The following is a 22210-nucleotide window of genomic DNA, read 5'->3' as shown; positions in this document are numbered from 1 at the left end:
GCCTTATAGGCCCGTTGCCAAGCGACTTCTTTCGTGGTTTGGTCCAATAGTTTCGCAAGTGGGCCACATCGATGCCGCATGGCAAGGAGATATTCAAGGGCGACGCCGCCGAGCTCGGCCGGCTGCATGAAAGCCGCTGGCAATGGCTGGAACAGGCTGTCGGGCCGGCGGTCGCGCTGCCGACCGAATACCCGGACGGCTATCACGTGCCGCAGCACCGCCACAGCCGCAGCCAGTTGCTGCACGCGCTGGTCGGCGTGGTCCTGGTGACGACCAGGCATGGGCGCTGGATGGTGCCGCCCGACCATGCGATGTGGATACCAGCCGGCATCGAGCATTCCGTCGAGATGCTGGGCGACGTCTCGATGCGCTCGGTCTATGTGATGCCGGGCGCCATTGCCGGCCTGCCGGACAGCTTGCGCGTCGTCGGCATTACCGAGCTGATGCACAGCCTGATCGTCGAATCGGAGAAGCTGCCGCAGGGCGGCGAGCTCGAAGGGCGGGCGGCGCTCGTCATGGGACTGCTGCTGCACGAGATCCCGAACCTGCCGGAACGGCCGCTCGGCTTGCCTTTCCCGTCCGATCCGAAGCTCGCGGCGCTTTGCCGGCGTTTCGTGGCGGCCCCTTCGCCGCATGCGACGATCGACGAATGGGCGGATGCCGCGGGCATGAGCCGGCGCTCTTTCACCCGCGCCTTCCATCGCCAGACCGGGCTGTCGCTGTCGACCTGGCGCCAGCAGGCCTGCCTTTTCGCGGCGTTGCCAAGGCTCGCCGACGGCGAGCCGATCACCAGGGTGGCGCTCGATCTCGGCTATGACAGCGTGCCGGCCTTCATCACGATGTTCAAGCGCATGCTCGGCACATCGCCGCGCGGCTATATGCGCAGGGCGCGCGATGCCGGTGAGAACCCGCGCCGCACAGGCGGTCCGATCGCCGCGTGAAACAGCGCCCGGCGGCATTGAGCCGGTGTGCCGGTTCTCGGCATAGGCGCCAATTCTGATTGCAATTTGCAATCAGTTATGTTTCTTTTCCGAGAAACGCAAAATCGGAGGCCCCCATGGCAACGCTCGTCTATGCCATGCTGACATCGCTGGACGGCTACATCGCCGGGCCGAGCGGAGACATCGACCTGCCGGTTCCCGAGGAAGAATTGCATCGGCATTTCAACGACGAGATGAGGCGGACGTCGATCGCGCTCTGCGGGCGCAGAATGTATGAAACCATGCGCTTCTGGGACAACCCGGAACGCGATATCGCGGCTGGGGAGGTCGAGCGGGATTTTGCCCGCGCGTGGCGGGAGACGCCGAAGGTCGTGTTTTCGACCACGCTTCAGGAGGTCGGGCCGAATGCCCGCCTGGTGAAGGCTGACGCGGAGGCGGTGGCAAGGACCCTCAAGACGGATACAGATGGCGAGATTTCGGTCTCCGGCGCCGACCTTGCCGGGCACCTTGCGCGTGCCGGCCTGATCGACGAGTACCGGCTTTACGTGCATCCGGTCGTGCTGGGCGGCGGCAAGCCCTATTTCCAGTCCGGCCGGTCGCTGGCGTTAATGCCGCTCGGCACGAAGCGCCTTGCCCAAGGGGTCACGCTGCTGCGCTATGCGCCCGCGGAAACCAGTTTCTGATCAATCGAACAGGCTCGAGACCGATTCTTCCGTCGCGGTGCGCGAGATCGCTTCGCCCAGCAGGTCGGCGATCGAAATGACCCGGATGTTGGGGGCGTCGAGCACGCCCTGCGTCGGCTGAATGGAATCTGTGATCACCAGTTCCTGCAGCTTCGAGCCGGCGATACGGGCAACGGCGCCGCCGGAGAGCACGCCATGGGTGATGTAGGCGGTGACGGAGGTCGCGCCATTGGCCAGCAGCGCGTCGGCCGCGTTACAAAGCGTGCCGCCGGAATCGACGATGTCGTCGATCAGGAGGCAGTCCTTGCCGGCGACGGCGCCGATGATGTTCATGACTTCCGATTCGCCGGGACGCTCGCGGCGCTTGTCGACGATAGCGAGTTGCGCGTCGAAGCGCTTTGCCAGCGCGCGCGCCCGCACCACGCCGCCAATGTCCGGCGACACGACGACGACATTGCCAAGCTGCTTGTACTTGGCCTTCACGTCGCGGGCCATCACCGGCACCGAGAACAGATTGTCGGTCGGGATGTCGAAGAAACCCTGGATCTGGCCGGCATGGAGATCAAGCGTCAGCACGCGGTCGGCGCCGGCGCGGGTGATCATGTTGGCGACCAGCTTGGCCGAGATCGGCGTGCGGCCCGAGGCGCGGCGGTCCTGCCTTGCATAGCCGAAATAGGGGATGACCGCCGTGATGCGCCGCGCCGAGGAGCGCATGAAGGCATCCATCATGATGAGCAGTTCCATCAGATGGTCGTTGGTCGGATAAGAGGTCGATTGCAGGATGAAGACATCCTCGCCGCGCACGTTTTCCTGGATCTCAACGAAGATCTCCTGGTCGGCGAAGCGCCTGACGCTGGCCTTGCCCAGCGGGACGTTGAGATAGCGAGCGACCGCCTCGGCCAGCACCCGATTGGAATTGCCCGCGAAAAGCTTCATGCACCGTTCCTGGTGAAGGATGGAGAGGCCGGAGAGACTCTCATGCGCCTTTTAAGCGGGCTTTTAGCGGGCCGGGCCGGTATTGCAAGCCTCGTCGTGGGGAATCCTTCCGGCGACCGCAACAAACACGGAAAACATCGCAAGCCGGCAACAGTTTGGCCGGCAACAGTTCGGCCCGCGCCGGTCCGGTCAACCGGCGCCGCCGCTGCCGAGCCAGGCGGCGAACTGGTCGATCGTCTGGTCGGCAATGGCCTGCATGGTCGCGGGCGCCACCGTGGGCCAGCCCTCGCCGCTGCCGGCCGCGGGCGCCTTCTGCTGGCCATTGATGCGGTGCAGGCGATTGCCGGAGGGGTCGTAGATGTCCCAGACATAGATGACGGTCGTGTCCTTGCCCTCGGACATTGTCGAAAAATAGCCTTTCAGCACATGCGTGGCCGTTTGGTCGGTGCTGCCGACAAGCGTCAGGCCGCGTTGCCGCGCACGGGCCTGCAGTTCCGCCGTCAAGGGCGCCGCAGCCTCCACGGACGCGCCGACGATCGGGGCCACCTGCAGCCGCGTCTTGGCGACAGCCGCGGTCTGGGCCGGTGTCCTGGATGTCGCGGGCGATGCTGTGGTGGAAGGCGCGGGCGAAGGGGCGGGCGCGGTCGTGGTCGGGGTTGTGGCCGTCGTCGATGTGCCCTGCGAAGCGGCCGAGGACTGGGCCGAGCCCGCCGGCGGGGTGATCGCCGAAGGTTCGAGGACGTCCTTGGCATTGGTGCAGGCGCCAAGCGCCAGCGCCGCAAGCAATGACACGGTCGTCACCTGCGATCGTCTCATTTGCCTGAAAACTCCCTGCTGGCGAACGCCCCCGCGTGAACGAACGATTATGGATTCACTGCACGATCAAGTCGAGATCATGGCGCGACAGCGGCTTCGGCGCCGATTCCGTGGTGAGGTAGGTGCGGCCAAGCGTCATCGCGGTTTCGGTCTCGGAGTCCATGATGATCATGTGCGCGAACAGCGTCATGTTGGGCGCGATCGGTTCCGTGTTGCCCTGGTAGAACATCGGCATGTCCATCCAGGACGGCGTGAAGCGGGCGCCCACTGAATAGCCGCAGGCGTTCAGCCGGTGCTTGGTCAGATTGTGCGCTTCGAGCGTGCGGGCATGCGCGTCGAAGACATCGCCGAAAGTGTTGCCCGGCGCCATCGCCTTTTCGACCGCGAGCAGGGCGGCGCGGGAAGCGTCGAACAATTCCTGATGACGTTTCGATACCTTGCCGGTCAAAACGGTGCGCATCATGGGGGCATGGTAGTGGTGGAAGACGCCGGCCCATTCGAGCGTCAGCTGGTCGTTCTTGGTGAGCTTGCGGCGGCCGGCCTTGTAGCGGCAGAGCAAGGCATCGGCGCCGGAGCCAATGATATACTCATTGGCGGGATAGTCGCCGCCGCCGGCAAAGACCGCGCCCTGCATGGCGGCAAGGATCAGCCCTTCGTCGCCGCCTTGCTTGATCAGGGGCAGGGCGGCATCCAGCGCGTCGTCGGAAAGATTGGCGGCCTTTTCCGCCTTGGCGATCTCGGCCGGGCTCTTGAACAGGCGCAGCCGGCCGACGATGCCGGAAGCATCGGCGATCTGGCCGAAGGTCTGCAACTGCTCGTCCAGGCGGCGGCCATTGTAGGCGGTCAAGCCATGGGTGTCGTATTCGACGCCGATGCGGGCGCCGAGCAGATCGAGGTCGTTGAGCAGGTTGCGCAGGTCGATCGCCGGATTGGCGCCCTGACGATCGGTCCACAGCACGATGTTCTCGATGGTCGAGGTATGGCGCGCCTGTCTCAGATCGGCCGAACGGGTGAGCAGCACCATCGAGCCGTCGGCCTTCACCACCAGGCACTGGAAGAAGCAGAAGCCGAACGTGTCGTAGCCGGTCAGCCAATACATGCTCTCCTGCGCGAACAGGAGCACGGCGTCGAGCTTCTTCTCGGCCATCTCGATCAGCAGCCGGTCGCGCCGCGCGTCGAATTCCGAACGTTCGAAATGCAGCGCCATTATTCTTTCTCCAGAACGATTGCCGAAACCTGGCGCCCGTAATCCGCTTCCTTGCGGTGTGTGGTGCGCCGGTAGGAATAGAACAGGTCTTCTTCCGCATAGGTGCAGCGGCCAAGCCCCTCGGCGGTCACGCCGGCCTTGCGCAGCCGGTCGACCGTATATCGGTTGAGATCGAACATCGAGTGCCCGGCGGTCCTCGATGGCCTGAAATAGCGATGATTGCCGGTGTCGGCCTCGACGAAGCGGGCGACGAATTCCGGCCCGACCTCGTAATTGTCGGGGCCGATGGAAGGACCGAGCACGGCGACGATGCGCTCGCGGCTGGCGCCGAGGCTCTCCATCGCGGCGACGGTATTCTCGAGCACGCCGGTGAAGGCACCCTTCCAGCCCGCATGGGCGGCACCGATGACGCGCGCCTCGGCATCGGCGAAGAGAACCGGCCCGCAATCGGCGGTCGAGGCGCCGATTGCGATGCCCGGACGGTCGGTGACGATGGCGTCGGCCTTTGGGCGAGGACCAGCGAAGGGTTCCCTGGCGACGACGACATCCGGCGAATGGACCTGGTGCGCGGTCAACAGATGATCCGCCGGCACGCCCATCCAGGCGGCAACGCGCCGCCGGTTCTCGGCGACCAGTGTCTGATCGTCGCTGGAGCCCGTGCCGATGTTGAGCCCCCGATAGATGCCGTCGGAGACGCCGCCGATGCGCGTGAAATAGCCGTGGCGCATGCCTTGCGCCTTTTCAAGCAGCGGCGAGCGCACTGGATCGGGTCTGGTCTGATTCAGCATGGTGGGTTTGTCGTCCGTGCGGGGCGGTCTCGTCAAGGCGAAGTTCGGAGTACGAAGCGGACCAGCCGGTGAAGCCGCTCGTCGATCTCAGGCGGCTTTGGCCGCCGGCAGGACCTTCATGACCTTGAACAGCTCACCCATCGCGTCGCGGCCGGCCAGGCGTTCGACCGCTTCCGAAATGGCTTGACGAGTCTTGGCATCGGCATCGGCGCCGAGCGTGCCGGCGCGCTCGAGCAAGCCCATGCCGAGCAGGAATTCGCCCTGGGTCGACAATTGCACATCGAGGCCGTGAGCGCGCGCCATATCGGCAAGGGGGGTGAAATCGACATGGGCGGTGAGATCGGCTTCACCTGGGTTGGCCAGCACGTCTTCGCGCCGATGCCGGCGCAGCGCCTGGAAGGTGTCGCCGATCCCCGGCCGGAGGTGGCCGTAGTCGATGAACAGGCCGGCACCGCCTTGGCCGGCGATGCGTTCGGCGATCACCGCCATCAGCGCCGAACGGGCGGGCGCGATTTCGGCGATGGCGCCTTGCGGCGCATCGGTCGCGGCGGCCGGCAGCAGTGCCGGATCGACAGACCCCGCGCCGGCGAAGAAACGGAGTTCATCGGCGCCATCGAGGCCGACCACGCGCTCTCGCCAGCTTTCGCCGACATGGACGAACTGCCGGATCGGCACCGCGTCGAACAGCTCGTTGCCGACGATGAAGAGCGGCTGCCGCGGCAGCGTGTCGATGGTCTGGTGCCAGGCTAGCTTTGCGTCTTGGTCGGCAAGCGTCTGCTTCTGGATCTCAGCCAGGCGCGGGCTGGTCTCGATGAGGGCAAACGAAGCCTTACCGGTGAGCGCCGGGTCGAGCCGCGACCAGGTGCGCAGCATGTCGTTCATCAGGGTGCCGCGGCCGGGACCGATCTCGGCGAAGGTCGCGGGCAACGGCCGGCCGGCACCTTGCCAGGCCTGATAGAGCCAGACGGCGACAAGCTCGCCGAACATCTGGCTGATCTCTGGCGCGGTGATGAAGTCGCCGGCGGCGCCGAAGGGCTCGCGCGTCGTGTAGTAACCGGCGTCGGGATCGAACAGGCAGAGCGCCATATATTCGCTGACCGGGATCGGCCCCGCCGCGCCGATCAGGCCTATGATGCGCTCCTTCAGCCGGGTCATGCCGCCCGCGGCTCGGCCGCCGGCCTTGCGGTGACCATGGCCCAGATACCGGCGAGCAGCATCGGCGTGGACAGGATCATGCCCATGGTCAGCCAGCCGGTGCCGAGCAGATAGCCGAGCTGCTGGTCGGGCTCGCGGAAGAACTCGACAAAGATGCGTGACAGGCCGTAGCCGCAGATGAAGGCGCCGCCGACGAAGCGCGGCGTCTTCAGCTTGAGCCGCGAGTTGGTGAGGAAGCGCAGCACCAGGAAAAGCACGAGCCCTTCGAGCAGCGCCTCGTAGAGCTGGCTGGGGTGGCGGGTGAACGGGCCGCCATTGGGGAATTCGATCGCCCAGGGCACGTCCGACGGCCGGCCCCAAAGCTCCGAATTGATGAAGTTGGCGACCCGGACCAGGCCCAGCCCAACCGGCACGCCCGCCGACACCACATCGAACAATGTCCAGGTGGGGATGCGGCGCTTGAGCGAAAACAGCGTCATGGCGAGGATGACGCCAAGCAGGCCGCCGTGGAACGACATGCCGCCCTGCCAGACCGCGAAGATGTCGAGCGGATGCGCGATATAGCGCGGCAGGTCGTAGAAGAGCACGTAGCCGGTGCGCCCGCCGAGCACGACGCCGATCGCCGCCCAGACAATGAAGTCGTCGAGAACCTCGGGCTTCATCGGCAGATTGCCGTTGGGCCACAGGCGCGGGTTGGTGACCAGGCGCTTGGCGTACCACCAGGCAAAGAGGATGCCGACGATATAGCCGACGCCGTACCAATGCACCGCCAGCGGCCCGATATGGACAATGACCGGATCGATATTGGGGAAGGGCAGGGAGGCCAGCGGCAGCAGGAAATATTCGCTCAAAACGGGTCCCCGGTGACGGTCACGATTGGGCGCGGACCATGCGGCAGGGTTTTGGCGCGGTCAAGGCAAGGTCAATGTCGCAGCCGACCGTCACGATACCGGAGGACTGATGGCGTGGGGCCAACTGACAACGTTCCTGCATTGTGCATAGCTCAATGCAGGCATTGCGCAATTCGCGAACGAAGGTCATCGCCCGGAATGGATTGTCGCTGGCGATGTGATCGCCGATAGCCTCAAGGTCACCCTCGGCCTGGTCGGCAAATACCAGCAGTTTCACCTACGCTTCTCGGCCATCGCCTTATATTTGCTCTCCAGGCGATCGAACACGTCCACGCCAGGTTTCACGCGTCCTGCGTCTGCGTCAGCGACGCCTCGCGCGAGGGCTGCATCGAGCGTGGCGAGTCGTTTCTCCCTTTCTTCAACGAGGCGGACACCCTCGCGCAACACCTCGCTTTTCGAATTGTAGCGACCGGTTTTGACGAGCCGGTTCACGACGTCTTCCAGGCGGTCACCGAGATCTGCACTGATTGCCATGACATGCTCCTAGGGGCTCTTGTCGACGTAATAATAGGTATTGAGCGCTGCGCTAACATGAACCGCTCGTCATCAGGCACGCTTGCATTCCGCGCCGCGCCCCACTACGTCAAAACGACAAGCGAGGATCTGCCATGGCGACTGGACCGAACCGCATTCTCGATGAATTCGCAAAGATCATGACCGATGCCGCGGGTGCCGCGCAGGGCGTGCGGCGCGAAGTGGAGACGGCGTTCCGGGCCCAGGCCGAGCGCATGCTGAATTCCATGGATGTGGTGCAGCGCGAAGAGTTCGAGGCGGTGCGCGAGATGGCGGTCAAGGCGCGGGAAGACAACATTCAGCTGGCGACGCGCGTCGAGGCGCTCGAGGCCAGGCTCGCCGAGCTGACCGGACAAGCCGCACCAGCGGGTGCCGCGAAGCCCCGCGCAAAAAAATAATCGTTAAACTTTTCCACATAGCGCGATCCGAAAAATCGCTTTGCCGTGAATCGTTTACCGGCATTGCATGAATCTTCGTGACAGCCACCTTTCCACATGCGGATGGCGCAGTGCGAAAAATTGGGCTGTTCACGCGACTCCCGATCAATAGACTGAATTTGTTGCATGATTCGAAGCAGGGTCATGCGCCGGGCGGTGGGGTCCGGTTGGGTCTTTGTGTTGGAAAGTCCTGACCGTCCGAGTTCTAGACAAGATTGTTCGTCGTGTGTGCCCCGCGGAGCGTGTGGCGCTCCCCTGAACACAGGAAGCATTCATGGAACTCCTCGAACTCGAATTCTCCCGCGAAATCCACCCGGTGGATGTCATCGAGCAGGTGGCCCACAACAACGACTGGTCCTTCGAGCGCGCCGGCGACGACGAGATTTCGATTTCGGTGGCCGGCAGCTGGACCGACTATCACGTCTCCTTTTCCTGGATGGAGGATTTCGAGGCGCTGCATCTGGCCTGCGCCTTCGACATCAAGGTGCCGGAGACGCGCGCGCTGGAAGTGATGCGGCTGCTTTCGCTGATCAATGAGCAGATGCTGTTCGGGCATTTCGATCTGTGGGAGCAGGAAGGCGCGATCATGTTCCGGCAGTCGCTGCTGCTTGCCGGCGGGGTCGAGCCGTCGAGCCAGCAGGTCGAGGTGCTTCTGTCGTCGGCGCTGGAGGCCTGCGAATGCTATTTCCAGGCCTTCCAGTTCGTCGTCTGGTCGGGTACATCGGCCAAGGACGCGCTGTCCAGCGTGCTCTTTGAGACCCATGGTAACGCCTGAACCAAGCCGATATCACCGATGAGCTCCAGCAGCGAGCGCAAGCCCGAGATCAGCTTTGCCGATTTCGACCGTGTCGACATCCGTGCCGGCACGATCATCGAGGCCGAGCCGTTTCCGGAGGCGCGCAAGCCGGCGATCAAGCTGAAGATCGATTTCGGCCCGGCGATCGGGGTGAAGAAGTCGTCGGCGCAGATCACCAAATACTACGCGCCGGAAACGCTGATCGGCCGCCAGGTCTTCGCGGTGGTCAATTTCCCGCCGCGCCAGATCGGCCCGTTTATGTCGGAAGTGCTGACGCTGGGTTTTCCCGACGAAGAGGGCGCGGTCGTGCTCGGTGCCATCGAGCGCAAGGTGCCGGACGGCGGGCGCCTATTCTAGGGCGAGCCTGGAGCGAACTGGAGCCGCTCTGTCCTGATCGGCGCGCTTGCTTGGCATGCCCAGCGCTTCGTCGACGGCGTCGATGAACATTTCGGCGCAGGCCTGCCAGCTGTAGCGCATCGCGCGCTGGCGCGCTTCGGCGCGATCGACGTGAAGCGCCTTCATCGCCGCCTCGCCTAGGTCGTTCGACACGGCCCCGCCGACGCCATCGCCGACAATGTCGATCGGTCCGGTCACCGGATAGGCGGCGACCGGCGTTCCGCTGGCCAGCGCCTCGATGATGACGTTGCCGAAGGTGTCGGTGCGGCTCGGAAAGACGAAGACATCGGCCGACGCGTAGATCTCGGCCAGCTCGTCGTTCGGGCGGTGGCCGAGGAAATGCGCGTTGGGATAGCGCGCCTTGAGCTTTGCCAGTTCCGGTCCTTCGCCGACGATAACCTTGCTGCCGGGCAGGTCGAGATCGAGGAAGGCGGTCAGGTTCTTTTCGATTGCGACACGGCCGACGGACAAGAATACCGGGCGGGGGAATCCGGTTTCCTTGCGCTTGTTGGGCCGGAAATGGTCGGTGTCGACGCCGCGCGTCCAGGGCCTCAGCTTGTTGAAGCCGCGTGCCGCGAGATCGTCCGCCAGCGATTGCGTGGCGACAAGCGTGCCCTGTCCGGAATTGTGGAAGTCGCGCAGCCAATTGTAAGCCCAGCTCTCCGGCACCGGCAGGCGGGCGCTGAGATATTCGGGAAAGCGCGTGTGGTAGCTGGTGGTGAAGGGGCGGCCCACTTTTCGGCAATGGCGGCGCGCCATGATGCCGAGCGGACCCTCGGTGACGATGTGGATGTGGTCGGCCTTGGCGGCCTCGATCACGCGCGCGACGCGGCTAGGCGTGGTCAGCGCCAAGCGGATGTCGGGATAGGTCGGCATCGGCAAGGTGCGAAACAGGTTCGGCGTCAGGAAATCGAGCTCGACGTCGAAGGGTTTCAGCGCCTCGGTGAGGCGTTCCAGCGTGTGCACCACGCCGTTGACCTGGGGCCGCCACGCGTCGGTGATCATCAGGATACGCATGGCGATCCCGATACGCATGGCGATCCTTTGCCGTAATAATTCCTGAGCGCGCCGGCGCGGTGCCGGAACGGCAACCAGGCAGCCGCTCGCGCCTCGCTCCAGCGCACCCGGGCAGGGGCCGGATCGAAGCGATGCGGCAGGGCCGAATCAACAGAGGTCGCGCGCTTCATGCGCGCTCTTGACCATGATTTCATGACGGGCGGATGAAGCCTGTCTCGGCTGGACTTACGCAGGCACCTTGATCACTGCGCGCAGGCCGCCGAGCGGGCTGTCCTCGAGGCCGACGTCGCCGCCGTGACTGCGGGCGATGTCGCGGGCGATCGACAGGCCAAGGCCGGTGCCGCTGGCATCGAGATTGCGCGCCTCGTCGAGCCGCAGGAAAGGCTTGAACACCTCTTCGCGCTTGTCGGGCGCGATGCCCGGTCCATCGTCGTCGATGGTGACGGTGAGCGAGCCGCGGCCATGATTGGCGTGGACCTCGACGGTCTTGGCATAGCGGAAAGCATTGCCGATGACGTTCGACAGCAAACGGGCAAAGGCGTTCGGCCGCACATGCACGGTCGGATCGCCGACCAGCGTCGTCGCGAGCTTGCAGCCGCGCAATTGCGCTTCCTCGCCGAGCTTCTGGAAATAGGTCTCAAGGTCGAAGCGGCCTGTATCCTCCGCGGACTCGCCGCGGGCAAAAGAGAGATAGCCTTCCAGCATAGACTGCATGTCGTCGATGTCCTGGTTCAGCGCGGCCTTGGTCTCGGACTTGCCGCCGGCCAGCGCCAGCTGCAGCTTGAAGCGGGTGAGAATGGTCCTGAGGTCGTGGCTGACGCCGGTCAGCATCGCGGTGCGCTGCTCGATCTGGCGCTCGATGCGCTCTCGCATCTGGATGAAGGCGAAGCCGGCGCGACGGACTTCCTCGGCGCCGCGCGGGCGGAAATCGCGCGGCATCGGTCGACCCTTGCCGAAACTCTCGGCGGCCTCGGCGAGCGTCAGGATCGGCCTGATCTGATTGCGCAGGAACGGGATGGCGATCATCAACAGCACCAGCGAGGTCCCGACCATCCAGATCAGGAAGATGTGGGTGTTCGAGGCATAAGCCTGGCTGCGCCTCACGAAGACGCGCAGCACCTTGCCTTCAAGCTGGACGCGAACCTCGACGACGTTGGAGTTGCCGACGGTGTCGATCCAGAACGGACGGTTGATCTGCTTCGTGATCTCCGACGACAAGGCCTCGTCGAGGATCGAGAAGAACGGTTTGGGACCGGGCGGCGGCAGCGGGTCCGGCGGCAGCAGATCCACCTTCAACTGCATGCGGTCCTGGGCGATGCGGATGATGTTGGCGTAGTCAGCGTCGTGCGGATAGGTCTCCATCATGTCGATGACGGCCGCTATGTCCGAGATGGTCGCCTGCGACAGGCGCTGCGTGACCGTCTGCCAATGGCGCTCCATGAAGACGAAGGCGACCACCGACTGCAGCAGGATCATCGGCGCAATCACGATGATCAGCGAGCGGGCGTAAAGCCGTTTCGGCATATAGAGCGCGACCAGGCGCCAGAACCGGTTCCAGGCACGCGGCATCGCCCTCAGCGTCCGCAATGCGAGATCGCCGGGACCGCTTCCTTTCGGCTTGTCCAGTTGCGTGGTCGCCATTCGCCCTTCCGCTCGTCGATGGCCGTTCAGCAAAGGGCCTTCGACGGTAACCTATTCGACGCTGAGCCGATACCCAATACCGCGCACCGTCTGCAGCCACACCGGATTGGATGGATCGCGCTCTATCTTGCGGCGCAGCCGGTTGATCTGCACGTCGATGGTGCGCTCGCCGACATCCGATTCATCGCCCACCAGCTCATGGCGCGGTATGGTCTCGCCCGCCCGCGCGGCGAAGATCGCGAGGATCTCCTGCTCGCGGTCGGTCAGCTTAAGCGCCTCGCCGCCGCGCTTCAATTCACGCTTGGCGATCTGGAATGTGTAGGGCCCGAACACCAGTTGCTCCACCTTCGGCGTTGCCGCCGGGCCGCCACGGCGCAGGATGTTGTTGATGCGCAGGATCAGCTCGCGCGGATCGAACGGTTTCGGCAGGTAATCATCGGCGCCGGCTTCCAGTCCGGTGATGCGGCTGTCGGTCTCGGACAGCGCCGTCAGCATCAGGATCGGCACGTTCTTCTCGGCCCGCAGCGCCTTGGTGAGGTCGACGCCGGTCTCGCCCGGCATCATCACATCAAGCACCAGAAGGTCGAAGTCGAGGCCGGCGAGCTTGCGCCTGGCCTCGCCGGAATTGCCGGCCACGGTGACGCGAAAACCGTTCTCGGACAGATACTGCTTGAGCAGGTTGCGGATACGCGTGTCGTCGTCGACGACCAGAAGATGCGGCGCGTCATCGTCGGGCGCTGACGGATGATCGACCTTCTCAATGGTCTCCATGGTTCTTCCCCGATGTTTGCGCAGGCACAATGTCAATCTGCGCTCTTAGTTCCGGATTGACCATCGCTTCCAGGAAACGCTCGATCGTGGCGCGTTCGGTGGTTCCGGAATCCTCCAATGCCGCACGGATGCGGCGCGACTGTGGCCGCGCCAGCGCCAGGGCTAGGGCGCGACCCTTGGCGGTCGGGTAAAGCTCGCGCTGCCGGCGGTCGCGCGGACCCTGCACCTGGACGATGTGGTCGGTGTCGATCAACTGCTTCAAAACCCGCGCCAGGCTCTGCTTGGTGATCTTCAGCACATCGAGCAGCTCGGCGACGGTGAGGCCCGGCCTGCGGTTGACGAAGTGCAGCACGCGATGATGGGCGCGGCCGAAGCCGTAATCGGCGAGGATCTGGTCCGGGTCGGAGGTGAAATCGCGATAGGCGAAGAAAAACAGCTCGATGATGGCGAAGTCGATGCCGTCCTCATCGGCAATGGCCGTCCTGATCGGTTTTCCGGCTGCGGGGCTCGTCATCGTTTCTCCATGCGAGGCGGGAATTACGTCAGTACTATTGACGTAATTTCCGGGCAATGATAATTTTTGACAAGCTTTTCGGCGGATTGCGAACAAAAAGGCAAGAGGAAGCCGTTTTTCCGGAACTTCCTGAGTTTGCCACGGATTGAATATCCGCCTACGCTTTCAAGCATTGGCCAGCGTTTCGGATCCTGTGCGGGGCCGGTTCGAAAGGTCATAAACACAACGATTTGCGGGCGCCTGCCCGCGGGAGGTTTCCATGGCATCCGTTCCCTTCGATCAATTGGAAGGCTTCATCTGGATGAACGGCGAGTTCGTCAAATGGGCCGACGCCAAGATCCATGTGCTGACCCATGGCCTGCACTATGCCAGTGCCGTCTTCGAGGGCGAGCGCGCCTATGGCGGCCAGATCTTCAAGCTGACCGAGCACAATGAGCGCCTGCATGAATCGGCGCGCCTGCTCGGCTTCAAGATTCCCTATCCGGTCGCCGAGATCGACGAGGCCTGCCGCACGCTGCTGAAGAAGCAGGGTTTTCAGGACGCCTATGTGCGTCCGATCGCCTGGCGCGGCAGCGAGCAGATGGGCGTTTCGGCGCAGAACAACCGCATCAACTGCGCCATCGCCATCTGGCAGTGGCCGAGCTATTTCGATCCCGCGCAGAAGCTCAAGGGCATTCGGCTCGACGTCGCCGAGTGGCGCCGGCCCGATCCGCGCACCGCGCCGTCCAAGTCGAAGGCCGCCGGCCTCTACATGATCTGCACGCTGTCCAAGCACGCCGCCGAGGCCAAGGGCTACGCCGACGCCATGATGCTCGATTGGCGCGGCCAGGTGGCGGAAGCGACGGGCGCCAACATCTTCTTCGTCAAGGACGGCAAGATCCATACGCCGACGCCCGACTGCTTCCTGGACGGCATAACCCGCCGCACGGTGATCGGCCTGGCGAAGGACCGCGGTTTCGAGGTGATCGAGCGCGCCATAATGCCGGAGGAGCTCGAAGGTTTCGAGCAGTGCTTCCTCACCGGCACCGCCGCCGAGGTCACGCCGGTTTCCGAGATCGGTCCATACCGATTCGAGGTCGGCGAGATCGCCAAGACATTGATGAATGACTATTCCGCCGCGGTGCAGCCAAAGCACGCAATCGCTGCAGAATAGAGATAGTCACAGCTTTTTTATGCAATAGGGGCGGTTTTCGAGCCGCCCCTTTTATTTAAGCGCGCGCGCATTTGACTTTCGAACAATTCGGCGTCTCATGATGGCGTCGGCCCGAGGAGGCTGGCGGCTATGGAGGGACTAGTTACATGGACAGCAACACGATTATTCAGATCGTTGTACAGGTAATTGCCGGCGTTATCGGTGGCCAGGCGGTTGGCGCGGCGTTCAAGCAGGCGGCGATGGGCCAACTTACCAAAATCCTCAGCGGTGCGATCGGCGGCGTCGGCGGCGCGGCCATTCTCGGCAGCCTGCTCGGCGGCGGCGGCGTTGACGCGGCAGCGGCGGCGGGCGGCATCGGCAGCGCGCTCGACCTGAAGAACCTCCTCGGCGGCGTTGGCGGTGGCGCGATACTGACCGGCATCGTCGGCGCGGTCATGAATGCGATGAAGAAATAGGTCCGGTCTTTCGGACTTTGCCATGGGCGGCCTCGGCCGCCCATTCTTTATTACCAAGCCGGCGGCCTCGGCCGCCCATTCCTTTGGAAACATGGCCAGCGGCCTCGGCCGCGCATTTCCTCCCGAAGTTCGGACAATGGTGGACGAGGTTCGCCGGGCTGTCTACATCAGGGGAACACTTCGAAGGAAGGGAAAGGAATGCCATGGGTCAGCTCAATGCCGGTATCGTGCCGGTCACGCCCTTCCAGCAGAACTGCACCATTCTCTTCGACATGGACGACAGGTCGGGCGTCGTGGTCGATCCCGGCGGCGATGTCGACCAGATACTGTCGGCGCTGAAGGACAATGCCATCACCGCCGGCGCAATTTGGATCACGCACGGTCATATCGACCATGCCGGCGGCGCGATGGACCTGAAGGACGCGCTGGGTATCGACATTATCGGCCCACATGAGGCCGACAAGCCGCTGCTTGCCAATCTCGAGAACCAGGCCAAACGTTTCGGCCTCACCGATCCGGTGCGCAATTGCGTGCCGGACCGTTTTCTCACCGAAGGCGAAACGGTGTCGTTCGGCAACCATGTGTTCGAAGTGCTGCATTGCCCGGGACATGCGCCGGGCCATGTCGTCTACTACAACCGGGCGGCCAAATTCGCGCATGTCGGCGACGTGCTGTTCCGCGGCTCGATCGGGCGCACCGACCTGCCCGGCGGCGACCACGCAGCGCTGATCGCCTCAATCAAGGACAAGCTTCTGCCGCTAGGCGACGACATAGGTTTCATCTGCGGCCATGGCCCGGGTAGCCGCCTTGGCGATGAACGGCGGACCAATCCGTTTCTGACCTAGGCTATGCCGATATTCAGGTGATGCCGGCCTGCGAGCGTCAGTTTCCTGCGCTTCCGGTGCTCACGTATTGTAAGTACGCTCCGCTCCGGTTCTCGGAACCCATCGCTCTCGGCTCGGCCTGACCTGAATCTCGGCATAGCCATCGTTGGCGAGTTATTCAAAAAAGCGCCGCCCAAGGGCGGCGCTTTTTAAGGTAGGGAACCTGGGTTTTCTTAATTGGCGACGCAGAAATGCTGAGCGCCGTCACTGCCGGTGAAAGTGCCGGTCCGCGAATTGAAGCTGCGGTAGCGGTCCGAGCAATACTCGTACCAGCCGCGGGTCCACGGCTCGGCGTAGCGGTCGGCGTAGACGACACGCGGCTGCTGAACATAGTAGCGGCGCACCGGCCGGTAGACATAATAATCGTCACCATAGGCCGGTTCGTAATAGCGCGGCCCGGGGTTGCTGAGCGCGCTGCCGATCAGAGCGCCGGCCGCGAGGCCGACAACGCCGGCGGCGAGGGCGTCACCGCCATGATGACGATGATGGTGCCAGCGCCAGTCGTCCGCATTGGCCGCCGAGAAGGTGGCCAAGGTGGTCGCGGCAATGCCAACACTGAGGATGGCGGTCCTGAGAAAACGGTTCATTTTCGGTCTCCTTAGCGCCGACCCGCGCGTTTTTCGGGGGATACGGACCGGCTTTAGCAAGGTTAATAGAAGACCGTGGCTGAACGGAGGCTGAACAGAAATCGGCGTAAACGATTTTTCGAGGCCTGGGGATTTTTCGAGCCTCGGCGGTTTGCGAGGCTTGGCGATTTTCGAAGCCGGCGACCTTTCCGGACCTAGGCACAATCCGTTCCGGGGCGGGAGCGGTCCCGCCTGAAAAGCTTCCGCCGGATCCGTCGCGAGCCGGCTTAGCCGACCGACAGATTGACGGCCTTCGGACCCTTGCCGCGCTTGTCCGGCTCGGTGTCGAATGTCACTTTCTGCCCATCCTCAAGACCGGGAAGGCCCGACGCCTGCACAGCCGAGATGTGGACGAAGACATCCTTCGCGCCATCATCGGGCGTGATGAAGCCGAAGCCCTTGGCATGGTTGAAGAATTTGACGGTGCCGGTCTGCGGCATGGGAAACTCCTTTGATCCCATCAAGTCAAGTCTCGGGCCGGCAAACTGCCCGAGAGGAAATTTGTCCTTTATTTTAGCGCTATCGGCAAGAGAAAGTTTTCGCCTGCCGATCCAAGCATTTGCGCGCAAAAAAGGCGCAACCTTTTCGGTCGCGCCTTCGCAAATTCAGGCCTGTCCTGAAGCCGGCTCATGATCCTGCCGCACCATTGCATCCGCAACGATAGGCTGTCTCGGCGGATCAGGCGGCGCGCAGGTTGACCGCCTTCGGGCCCTTGCCCATGCGGTCCGGCTCGACGTCGAAGGTGACCTTCTGGCCGTCGACCAGCGTGCGCAGGCCAGAGGCCTCGATCGCGGAAATGTGGACGAACACGTCCTTGGCGCCACCATCCGGCGTGATAAAGCCGAAGCCTTTGGTGGCATTGAAGAACTTTACAGTACCGGTCTGGGCCATTGGGGAAAACTCCTTCACCCGTGTCAGTCTTGGTGGTTTGCCCGCTGCCTCGCGCCTTGGGCAAATCCCGGTGGTTGCTTCGGCGGTCATGCATTCGCGCATGGTCAAACCCCCCGCCGAAAAACGGGGTTGTCAGAGATTCACACTTATCGGGGAAAGGTCGTCCAAAACGTTCCGCTCTCCGGGTCGCAAATGCCCGAACATGATTTTTATTACACGGAAACGTGATGGTTGCAAGACGACGCTCGCGGGCGGCCAGCGGCACGTCCAACGCTGGGCCTCGATAGACCCCGCCCCATCACCGGTCATCGGCCAGAGGCGAGCCAAGCATGGGCCAAGGCAGCGACGACAGGTTCCGCGGCTCCACAAACGACGGTTGCGTTTAGCGCGCAGGATGCGAGGATACCGCGAGCCGGCATCACGCGTCGGGGATGGAGGAGGGGTATATGCGGCTTCTTGCGGTGTTATGGCAGGGCGTTGTCGTTTTCACGCTGTCGGCGCTGCTGGCAGCCTGCACCGTCGTCGTCGACGATGAGCCGCGCCCGCTGCCGTCCCGGCCGCATCCGCAGCTCTGCACCATGCAGTACCAACCGGTCTGCGCCCGGCGCGGCGGCGACCGGCAGACCTTTGCCAATGCCTGCCTGGCTGAAAGGGAAGGCTACCGCATCGTGCGGGACGGTCCTTGCCGCGACGGCGGTGGCGGTGGTGGCGAACAAGCCTTCTGCACGCGCGAATACGCGCCGGTCTGCGCCAGGCGCCATGGGCAGATGCGCACCTTCCCGAACGCCTGCGAGGCGCGCGCGGCGGACTATCGCATCGTCGGCGACGGCCCGTGCTGAGAGGACCGCGGTGTCCATTCGCGCAGATGGACACCGCGAGGCGCGCTGACGCTTTGTCTTGAATCTCTTGCCCGCATGGCTTAGGTCCGGCGGACCAACAAATACGGCAGGTTTCCCATTAACAAAGATCGCAGAAGAGCGGCAAACGCCGGTGGCAGGCCAGGTGGCTCGGTGAACCCGCTCGATCCCTATGTGCAAAAGGCGCTGCAGCTGCACCAGGCCGGCCGGCGCCAGGAGGCCGAGGGCCTCTACCGGCAGGTATTGGGGCAGCAGCCGAACCATGCCGCTGCGCTGCATTTCCTCGGGCTGCTGCTGCACCAGAGCGGCAGGAGCGAGGAAGGGCTCGATCTCATCGAGCAGTCCGTGACGCTGCAGCCCCAGAATGCCGACTTCCTTAACAATATGGGCACGGTCATGCGCGATCTCGGGCGCGTCGCCGCCGCGATCGATTTCTTCCGCGGCGCGGTGGATATCCGGCCGGACCAACTGGCCGCGCGCGACAATCTCGGCTCGTCGCTGAAGCAGCTCGGACAGCTCGACGCGGCTGAGGAGATCTATCGCGGCACCATCGGCCGCAACCCGTTCCATGTCCGCGCGCGCATCGGCCTTGCCGAGACGATGCAGGAGGCCGGGCGGCTGGATGAGGCGATCAAGCTGTTTAGCGAGGCGCTGTCGATCCGGCCGAAGGACGCCGAGTTGCTCTATGGGCTTGGCGTCGCGATGATGGAGAAGGGCAAGCTCGGCGAGGCGGCCGATTTCGCCCGCCAGGCGTTGGCGATCGCCCCGAACATGTCGAAAGCCTGGCTGCTGCTCTCGCAGGTCAAGCGCCAGACCGAGCGCGACAAGGAGCTTTCCGGCATGGAGGCCGAGCACGCCAAGGCGCCGCAAGGCAGCCTCGCGCGTATGCAGCTCTCCTTCGGACTGGGCAAGGTCAATGACGACCTCAAGGATTACGGCCGCGCCTTCGACTATTTCGCCGAGGGCAATGCCATCCGCCGCAAGGCGATCGACTACGATCCCGCGCGCACGCGCGGCGAATTCGAGGCGATGAAGGCGGCCTTCGATACAGCCTTCTTCGAGAAGCGCAGGCCAAGCGGCATTTCCGACGACACGCCGATTTTTGTCGTCGGCATGCCGCGCTCCGGCACCACGCTGGTCGAGCAGATCATCGCTAGCCACCCGACGGTCTTTGGCGCGGGCGAGTTGAACATCCTGAAGACGGCCGTCGGCAAGCAGTTTCCGATGAGCATGCCGGGCGGCTTCCCCGCCGGTATCGCCGATATGCCCGACAAGGCGTTCGCCGAGGCGGGCCAGGCCTATCTCGACATGCTGCATAGCCGCTATCCGGGCTACCGCCATGTCACCGACAAGATGCCGGGCAACTTCCTGCTGGTCGGCTTCCTGCACATGATGCTGCCGAAGGCCAAGATCGTCCATTGCGCGCGCGATGCGGCGGCCACGTGCCTGTCGATCTTCAAGGTGCATTTCCGCGGCGACAGCCACCGCTACGGCTACGACCTCGGCGAACTCGCCGATTTCCATAATCTCTACACCGACATCATGGCGCATTGGCACCAGGTGCTGCCAGGCGTCGTGCATGATGTGCGCTATGAGGATTTCGTCGCCGACCAGGAAGGGCAGTCGCGGGCGCTGATGGCGTATCTCGGCCTGCCCTGGGACGACAAGGTGCTGTCCTTCCACGAGACGGACCGGCCGGTGCGCACCGCTTCCGCCGCGCAGGTGCGCCAGCCGATGTATCAGGGCTCGGTCGATCTGTGGAAGAGGTATGGGGAGCGGCTGAAGCCGCTGCTCGACAAGCTAGCGTAGCGGATTGGCGAAGCCTCTCAGCTTCGTCATCCACGGGCGGAGCAGCCGCGAAGCGGCGTCGCGAAGACCCGAGGATCCATTCCGTGACCTCACGCGAAGAGTAAAGGCAGGACAGAACGGAGATTGTTCCGCACCGCTGCAACACTCATAGGTCACGGAATGGATCCTATGGTCTGCGCTACGTCGCTTCGCTCCTTGCTTCGCCATAGGATGACGAAGCAAGGGCCGAGTTCCTCAAAGCTGGATGAATGGCTGGAAGCCGCCGAAGATCATGCGCTTGCCGTCGAACGGCATGGCGGACCAGTCCATCTTGAGACGCTCATCGGCCATCACCTTGGCCATGACCGCGTCGCGGCTCTGCCTGGACTCGTAGACGACCCAGGAGAAGATGACGACCTCGTCGTCCTTCGCCTGCACGGCGCGCGGGAACGAGGTCAGCTCGCCATAGGGGACATCGTCGCCGACGCATTCGACATAGGCGAGCGCGCCGTGCTCCATCCAGACGGCGCCGGCGTTCTCGGCCATCTTCTTGTACGCATCGAGATTTGCCTTCGGCACGGCGAGCACGAAGCCATCGACATAGGACATGGCGGTTCTCCTCTTTGTGGCGTCTCTTCCCCTGTGGGAGAAGGTGGATCGGCGCGCAGCGCCGAGACGAATGAGGGGTGTTCCAGCTTGGCGGTAACTAGCCCTCACCCCGATTGCCCCGATTTGCGAAGGGCAAATTGGGGCAATCCGACCTCTCCCACAGGGAGAGGTGGGCGGGCTCACTTCACCGGAGCATTCATCGCCCAAGCGACGCCGAAGGGGTCTTTCACCTGGCCCCAGCGGTCGCCCCAGAACATCACCTGCAGCGGCGTGACGACCTCGCAGCCGGCATCCACCGCGCGCTGCCACCAGGCATCGATGTCGTCGCTGCCGAGATGCAGCTGCAGCGTATAGCCTTGCGCCGCCTGGTGCGGATGACCGTGTTCGGGATAGGCATCGCCCAGCATCAGCGTCGAGCCGTTGACGTAGAGATGGATGTGCATGGTGCGGCCCTTGTCGTCAGGCGGATAGGCGAACACTTCCTCCGCGCCGAAAGCCTTCTTGTAGAACTCGGCGGCCTTGATGGCGCCGTCGACCTGCAGGTAGGGGGTCAATCCGCCAAGGACCTTGGCGCGGGGCGGGGTCTGGTCGTTCATTCTCGTGTTCCTCTTCACGGGTTGATCCGGTTTTGCGACCCCAGGACGGATGAAGCGGCGGCGATCCTACATGGCCCGCCAATTATTTTTGGAGTAGCTGGCCCAGACAGCTCCGGCGACAAGCGCCGGCTGCAAACGATCGCGTCGAAGTTACGACTTATATGACCTTCGCCGAGAAGGTGGCGGCGCGGCGGCTTTCGCGCGTTTCGAAAATCTCCGGAAAGCCGATGTCCTTGCGCAGCTCGGCCGGCAGCGACAGCAGGATGCGCTCGCTGCGATGACGGGCGCGCGCCTGGACGTAGCGGTTGGCAAGACGGCCGATGGATGACAGTACCGACATGATGTCTCTCCCTGGTTGATGCCGGCATCATCGTGTCGGCATCCCAAGGACGAGGCGGCAATCGGCGATCCGACAGGTCGCCCTCGATTTTTTTTCAGAGCACCGACGCGGCCAGCGCGGTGTCGTAATATTCCACCATCTCGATGATCTCGCCGTCGCGGACCGTCCAGAAATTGGCGGTACGCATGATGAACTCCTCGCCGGTGGCGCGGCGCGTCATGTGGATCTCGACTTGCGCGGCGACCTTGTCGCCGCCGTCGATGAGCTCGACGGGGACAAAATGCCGGTACTCGAAGTCGTCATCGAGCGCCAGGAGCCTGGCGAGGAATTCCTGCTTGCCGTGCGCGGTGCCGGCATGACGCGATTGCCGGGGATCGGCAATCCAGCGGAACACGACATCTTCAGCGCACCGAGACAAGGCGCCTTCGATGTCGCGGTCCGCGTAGGCCTGATAAAGATTGCTGACGATTTCCACTGCACGCATGGCCC

At 63.7% G+C, this 22210-nt stretch carries 29 protein-coding genes; 10 read left to right on the top strand and 19 right to left on the bottom strand.

Going from position 1 to position 22210, the window contains the following annotated elements; all coding sequences use genetic code 11:
* Positions 1 to 71: 71 nt before the first annotated feature.
* Positions 72 to 941, top strand: coding sequence for an AraC family transcriptional regulator (locus tag LB535_RS01325; RefSeq protein ID WP_140838663.1), 870 nt, complete (start codon positions 72 to 74; stop codon positions 939 to 941).
* Positions 942 to 1057: 116 nt separating this feature from the next.
* Positions 1058 to 1624: a dihydrofolate reductase family protein gene (locus LB535_RS01320; RefSeq protein ID WP_224630898.1), complete on the top strand. Its 567-nt coding sequence runs from the start codon at positions 1058 to 1060 to the stop codon at positions 1622 to 1624.
* Here the strand turns inward: LB535_RS01320 and LB535_RS01315 are convergent, their stop codons facing one another.
* From LB535_RS01315 to LB535_RS01280, 8 genes are all read right to left on the bottom strand, one after another.
* Complete coding sequence (locus LB535_RS01315) at positions 1625 to 2560, bottom strand: ribose-phosphate pyrophosphokinase (RefSeq protein ID WP_095766529.1); 936 nt, start codon at positions 2558 to 2560, stop codon at positions 1625 to 1627.
* A gap of 189 nt (positions 2561 to 2749) precedes the next feature.
* Positions 2750 to 3376 (bottom strand): hypothetical protein, encoded by a 627-nt coding sequence (locus LB535_RS01310; RefSeq protein WP_095766530.1) that lies wholly within the window; start codon positions 3374 to 3376, stop codon positions 2750 to 2752.
* Positions 3377 to 3431: 55 nt separating this feature from the next.
* Positions 3432 to 4583 (bottom strand): M24 family metallopeptidase, encoded by a 1152-nt coding sequence (locus LB535_RS01305; RefSeq protein ID WP_224630897.1) that lies wholly within the window; start codon positions 4581 to 4583, stop codon positions 3432 to 3434.
* Positions 4583 to 5371 carry a peptidoglycan editing factor PgeF gene (gene pgeF, locus LB535_RS01300; RefSeq protein ID WP_095766532.1) on the bottom strand — a complete coding sequence of 263 codons (789 nt, stop codon included), beginning with the start codon at positions 5369 to 5371 and terminating at the stop codon, positions 4583 to 4585. Before pgeF ends, LB535_RS01305 begins: the two co-directional genes overlap by 1 nt.
* Before the next feature lie 87 nt (positions 5372 to 5458).
* Positions 5459 to 6526 carry a class I SAM-dependent methyltransferase gene (locus LB535_RS01295; protein WP_224630896.1) on the bottom strand — a complete coding sequence of 356 codons (1068 nt, stop codon included), beginning with the start codon at positions 6524 to 6526 and terminating at the stop codon, positions 5459 to 5461.
* Positions 6523 to 7377: a prolipoprotein diacylglyceryl transferase gene (gene lgt, locus LB535_RS01290; protein WP_224630895.1), complete on the bottom strand. Its 855-nt coding sequence runs from the start codon at positions 7375 to 7377 to the stop codon at positions 6523 to 6525. Before lgt ends, LB535_RS01295 begins: the two co-directional genes overlap by 4 nt.
* Positions 7378 to 7396: 19 nt before the next feature.
* Positions 7397 to 7654, bottom strand: coding sequence for a type II toxin-antitoxin system RelE/ParE family toxin (locus tag LB535_RS01285; RefSeq protein ID WP_224604481.1), 258 nt, complete (start codon positions 7652 to 7654; stop codon positions 7397 to 7399).
* Positions 7651 to 7911: a type II toxin-antitoxin system ParD family antitoxin gene (locus LB535_RS01280; protein ID WP_224604483.1), complete on the bottom strand. Its 261-nt coding sequence runs from the start codon at positions 7909 to 7911 to the stop codon at positions 7651 to 7653. Before LB535_RS01280 ends, LB535_RS01285 begins: the two co-directional genes overlap by 4 nt.
* 134 nt (positions 7912 to 8045) lie before the next feature.
* Here LB535_RS01280 and LB535_RS01275 point away from each other — a divergent pair, with 134 nt between their 5' ends.
* The 3 genes from LB535_RS01275 (at position 8046) to LB535_RS01265 (ending at position 9540) form a co-directional block, all read left to right on the top strand.
* Complete coding sequence (locus tag LB535_RS01275; protein WP_040990372.1) at positions 8046 to 8348, top strand: accessory factor UbiK family protein; 303 nt, start codon at positions 8046 to 8048, stop codon at positions 8346 to 8348.
* A gap of 313 nt (positions 8349 to 8661) precedes the next feature.
* Positions 8662 to 9162 carry a YbjN domain-containing protein gene (locus LB535_RS01270; protein WP_040989643.1) on the top strand — a complete coding sequence of 167 codons (501 nt, stop codon included), beginning with the start codon at positions 8662 to 8664 and terminating at the stop codon, positions 9160 to 9162.
* Positions 9163 to 9180: 18 nt separating this feature from the next.
* Positions 9181 to 9540 (top strand): tRNA-binding protein, encoded by a 360-nt coding sequence (locus LB535_RS01265; RefSeq protein WP_224630894.1) that lies wholly within the window; start codon positions 9181 to 9183, stop codon positions 9538 to 9540.
* Here LB535_RS01265 and LB535_RS01260 read toward each other — a convergent pair.
* The 4 genes from LB535_RS01260 to LB535_RS01245 all read right to left on the bottom strand — a co-directional run bounded on the left by LB535_RS01260 (position 9532) and on the right by LB535_RS01245 (position 13522).
* Entirely contained in the window at positions 9532 to 10596 is a 1065-nt protein-coding gene (locus LB535_RS01260; protein ID WP_224631179.1) for a glycosyltransferase family 4 protein, read from the bottom strand. The two genes, LB535_RS01265 and LB535_RS01260, sit on opposite strands and share 9 nt — an antisense overlap.
* Positions 10597 to 10821: 225 nt before the next feature.
* The gene (locus LB535_RS01255; RefSeq protein WP_095766536.1) at positions 10822 to 12237 is read right to left on the bottom strand and encodes an ATP-binding protein; all 1416 of its coding nucleotides are present in this window, start codon (positions 12235 to 12237) and stop codon (positions 10822 to 10824) included.
* 51 nt (positions 12238 to 12288) lie between these two features.
* Positions 12289 to 13008: a response regulator gene (locus LB535_RS01250; protein ID WP_095766537.1), complete on the bottom strand. Its 720-nt coding sequence runs from the start codon at positions 13006 to 13008 to the stop codon at positions 12289 to 12291.
* Complete coding sequence (locus tag LB535_RS01245; protein WP_140647554.1) at positions 12995 to 13522, bottom strand: MarR family winged helix-turn-helix transcriptional regulator; 528 nt, start codon at positions 13520 to 13522, stop codon at positions 12995 to 12997. The genes LB535_RS01250 and LB535_RS01245 overlap by 14 nt, the downstream gene beginning before the upstream one ends.
* A 259-nt stretch (positions 13523 to 13781) precedes the next feature.
* Between LB535_RS01245 and LB535_RS01240 the strand changes: the two genes are divergently transcribed.
* The 3 genes from LB535_RS01240 (at position 13782) to LB535_RS01230 (ending at position 15975) form a co-directional block, all read left to right on the top strand.
* Positions 13782 to 14675: a branched-chain amino acid aminotransferase gene (locus tag LB535_RS01240; RefSeq protein ID WP_140838647.1), complete on the top strand. Its 894-nt coding sequence runs from the start codon at positions 13782 to 13784 to the stop codon at positions 14673 to 14675.
* 146 nt (positions 14676 to 14821) lie between these two features.
* Complete coding sequence (locus LB535_RS01235; RefSeq protein ID WP_095766540.1) at positions 14822 to 15130, top strand: hypothetical protein; 309 nt, start codon at positions 14822 to 14824, stop codon at positions 15128 to 15130.
* A 203-nt stretch (positions 15131 to 15333) separates the two neighbouring features.
* Entirely contained in the window at positions 15334 to 15975 is a 642-nt protein-coding gene (locus LB535_RS01230) for an MBL fold metallo-hydrolase (RefSeq protein WP_140838645.1), read from the top strand.
* 212 nt (positions 15976 to 16187) lie between these two features.
* Here the strand turns inward: LB535_RS01230 and LB535_RS01225 are convergent, their stop codons facing one another.
* The 3 genes from LB535_RS01225 to LB535_RS01215 form a co-directional block, all read right to left on the bottom strand.
* Positions 16188 to 16601 (bottom strand): BA14K family protein, encoded by a 414-nt coding sequence (locus LB535_RS01225; protein ID WP_095766542.1) that lies wholly within the window; start codon positions 16599 to 16601, stop codon positions 16188 to 16190.
* 266 nt (positions 16602 to 16867) lie between these two features.
* The gene (locus tag LB535_RS01220) at positions 16868 to 17080 is read right to left on the bottom strand and encodes a cold-shock protein (protein ID WP_008877668.1); all 213 of its coding nucleotides are present in this window, start codon (positions 17078 to 17080) and stop codon (positions 16868 to 16870) included.
* A gap of 238 nt (positions 17081 to 17318) precedes the next feature.
* A complete protein-coding gene (locus LB535_RS01215; protein ID WP_006202520.1) occupies positions 17319 to 17531 on the bottom strand; it encodes a cold-shock protein in 213 nt (70 codons plus the stop codon).
* A 446-nt stretch (positions 17532 to 17977) separates the two neighbouring features.
* Here LB535_RS01215 and LB535_RS01210 point away from each other — a divergent pair, with 446 nt between their 5' ends.
* Positions 17978 to 18370, top strand: a complete 393-nt coding sequence (locus LB535_RS01210) for a Kazal-type serine protease inhibitor domain-containing protein (protein ID WP_224630893.1) — start codon at positions 17978 to 17980, stop codon at positions 18368 to 18370.
* Positions 18371 to 18562: 192 nt separating this feature from the next.
* The gene (locus LB535_RS01205; RefSeq protein WP_224631178.1) at positions 18563 to 20197 is read left to right on the top strand and encodes a tetratricopeptide repeat-containing sulfotransferase family protein; all 1635 of its coding nucleotides are present in this window, start codon (positions 18563 to 18565) and stop codon (positions 20195 to 20197) included.
* A 234-nt stretch (positions 20198 to 20431) separates the two neighbouring features.
* On the opposite strand, the gene LB535_RS01200 is transcribed toward LB535_RS01205, so the two are convergent.
* From LB535_RS01200 to LB535_RS01185, 4 genes are all read right to left on the bottom strand, one after another.
* Positions 20432 to 20785, bottom strand: a complete 354-nt coding sequence (locus LB535_RS01200; RefSeq protein WP_095766545.1) for a DUF1428 domain-containing protein — start codon at positions 20783 to 20785, stop codon at positions 20432 to 20434.
* A gap of 179 nt (positions 20786 to 20964) precedes the next feature.
* Positions 20965 to 21381, bottom strand: coding sequence for a VOC family protein (locus tag LB535_RS01195; protein WP_095766546.1), 417 nt, complete (start codon positions 21379 to 21381; stop codon positions 20965 to 20967).
* Between the two features lie 157 nt (positions 21382 to 21538).
* Positions 21539 to 21721, bottom strand: a complete 183-nt coding sequence (locus tag LB535_RS01190) for a hypothetical protein (protein WP_095766547.1) — start codon at positions 21719 to 21721, stop codon at positions 21539 to 21541.
* Positions 21722 to 21815: 94 nt separating this feature from the next.
* Positions 21816 to 22205 carry a nuclear transport factor 2 family protein gene (locus tag LB535_RS01185; protein ID WP_224630892.1) on the bottom strand — a complete coding sequence of 130 codons (390 nt, stop codon included), beginning with the start codon at positions 22203 to 22205 and terminating at the stop codon, positions 21816 to 21818.
* Positions 22206 to 22210: the final 5 nt, after the last annotated feature.

The organism is Mesorhizobium sp. CA10 (genome assembly GCF_020165285.1).
In the GTDB taxonomy this organism is placed as follows: Bacteria; Pseudomonadota; Alphaproteobacteria; order Rhizobiales; family Rhizobiaceae; genus Mesorhizobium.
This window is presented reverse-complemented; position numbering and strand designations above follow the sequence as displayed.

Excerpts from the sequence above, each read along its gene's own strand:
- LB535_RS01235 (WP_095766540.1), top strand. The coding sequence starts at position 14,822 with ATGGACAGCAACACGATTATTCAGATCGTTGTACAGGTAATTGCCGGC.
- LB535_RS01255 (WP_095766536.1), bottom strand. The coding sequence starts at position 12,237 with ATGGCGACCACGCAACTGGACAAGCCGAAAGGAAGCGGTCCCGGCGAT.
- LB535_RS01265 (WP_224630894.1), top strand. The coding sequence starts at position 9,181 with ATGAGCTCCAGCAGCGAGCGCAAGCCCGAGATCAGCTTTGCCGATTTC.
- LB535_RS01185 (WP_224630892.1), bottom strand. The coding sequence starts at position 22,205 with ATGCGTGCAGTGGAAATCGTCAGCAATCTTTATCAGGCCTACGCGGAC.
- LB535_RS01275 (WP_040990372.1), top strand. The coding sequence starts at position 8,046 with ATGGCGACTGGACCGAACCGCATTCTCGATGAATTCGCAAAGATCATG.
- LB535_RS01210 (WP_224630893.1), top strand. The coding sequence starts at position 17,978 with ATGCGGCTTCTTGCGGTGTTATGGCAGGGCGTTGTCGTTTTCACGCTG.
- LB535_RS01250 (WP_095766537.1), bottom strand. The coding sequence starts at position 13,008 with ATGGAGACCATTGAGAAGGTCGATCATCCGTCAGCGCCCGACGATGAC.
- LB535_RS01215 (WP_006202520.1), bottom strand. The coding sequence starts at position 17,531 with ATGGCCCAGACCGGTACTGTAAAGTTCTTCAATGCCACCAAAGGCTTC.
- LB535_RS01230 (WP_140838645.1), top strand. The coding sequence starts at position 15,334 with ATGGGTCAGCTCAATGCCGGTATCGTGCCGGTCACGCCCTTCCAGCAG.
- LB535_RS01315 (WP_095766529.1), bottom strand. The coding sequence starts at position 2,560 with ATGAAGCTTTTCGCGGGCAATTCCAATCGGGTGCTGGCCGAGGCGGTC.
- LB535_RS01280 (WP_224604483.1), bottom strand. The coding sequence starts at position 7,911 with ATGGCAATCAGTGCAGATCTCGGTGACCGCCTGGAAGACGTCGTGAAC.
- LB535_RS01200 (WP_095766545.1), bottom strand. The coding sequence starts at position 20,785 with ATGTCCTATGTCGATGGCTTCGTGCTCGCCGTGCCGAAGGCAAATCTC.
- LB535_RS01260 (WP_224631179.1), bottom strand. The coding sequence starts at position 10,596 with ATGCGTATCCTGATGATCACCGACGCGTGGCGGCCCCAGGTCAACGGC.
- LB535_RS01220 (WP_008877668.1), bottom strand. The coding sequence starts at position 17,080 with ATGCCGCAGACCGGCACCGTCAAATTCTTCAACCATGCCAAGGGCTTC.
- LB535_RS01320 (WP_224630898.1), top strand. The coding sequence starts at position 1,058 with ATGGCAACGCTCGTCTATGCCATGCTGACATCGCTGGACGGCTACATC.
- LB535_RS01310 (WP_095766530.1), bottom strand. The coding sequence starts at position 3,376 with ATGAGACGATCGCAGGTGACGACCGTGTCATTGCTTGCGGCGCTGGCG.
- LB535_RS01195 (WP_095766546.1), bottom strand. The coding sequence starts at position 21,381 with ATGAACGACCAGACCCCGCCCCGCGCCAAGGTCCTTGGCGGATTGACC.
- LB535_RS01225 (WP_095766542.1), bottom strand. The coding sequence starts at position 16,601 with ATGAACCGTTTTCTCAGGACCGCCATCCTCAGTGTTGGCATTGCCGCG.
- LB535_RS01190 (WP_095766547.1), bottom strand. The coding sequence starts at position 21,721 with ATGTCGGTACTGTCATCCATCGGCCGTCTTGCCAACCGCTACGTCCAG.
- LB535_RS01245 (WP_140647554.1), bottom strand. The coding sequence starts at position 13,522 with ATGACGAGCCCCGCAGCCGGAAAACCGATCAGGACGGCCATTGCCGAT.
- pgeF (WP_095766532.1), bottom strand. The coding sequence starts at position 5,371 with ATGCTGAATCAGACCAGACCCGATCCAGTGCGCTCGCCGCTGCTTGAA.
- LB535_RS01305 (WP_224630897.1), bottom strand. The coding sequence starts at position 4,583 with ATGGCGCTGCATTTCGAACGTTCGGAATTCGACGCGCGGCGCGACCGG.
- LB535_RS01270 (WP_040989643.1), top strand. The coding sequence starts at position 8,662 with ATGGAACTCCTCGAACTCGAATTCTCCCGCGAAATCCACCCGGTGGAT.
- LB535_RS01325 (WP_140838663.1), top strand. The coding sequence starts at position 72 with ATGCCGCATGGCAAGGAGATATTCAAGGGCGACGCCGCCGAGCTCGGC.
- LB535_RS01240 (WP_140838647.1), top strand. The coding sequence starts at position 13,782 with ATGGCATCCGTTCCCTTCGATCAATTGGAAGGCTTCATCTGGATGAAC.
- LB535_RS01295 (WP_224630896.1), bottom strand. The coding sequence starts at position 6,526 with ATGACCCGGCTGAAGGAGCGCATCATAGGCCTGATCGGCGCGGCGGGG.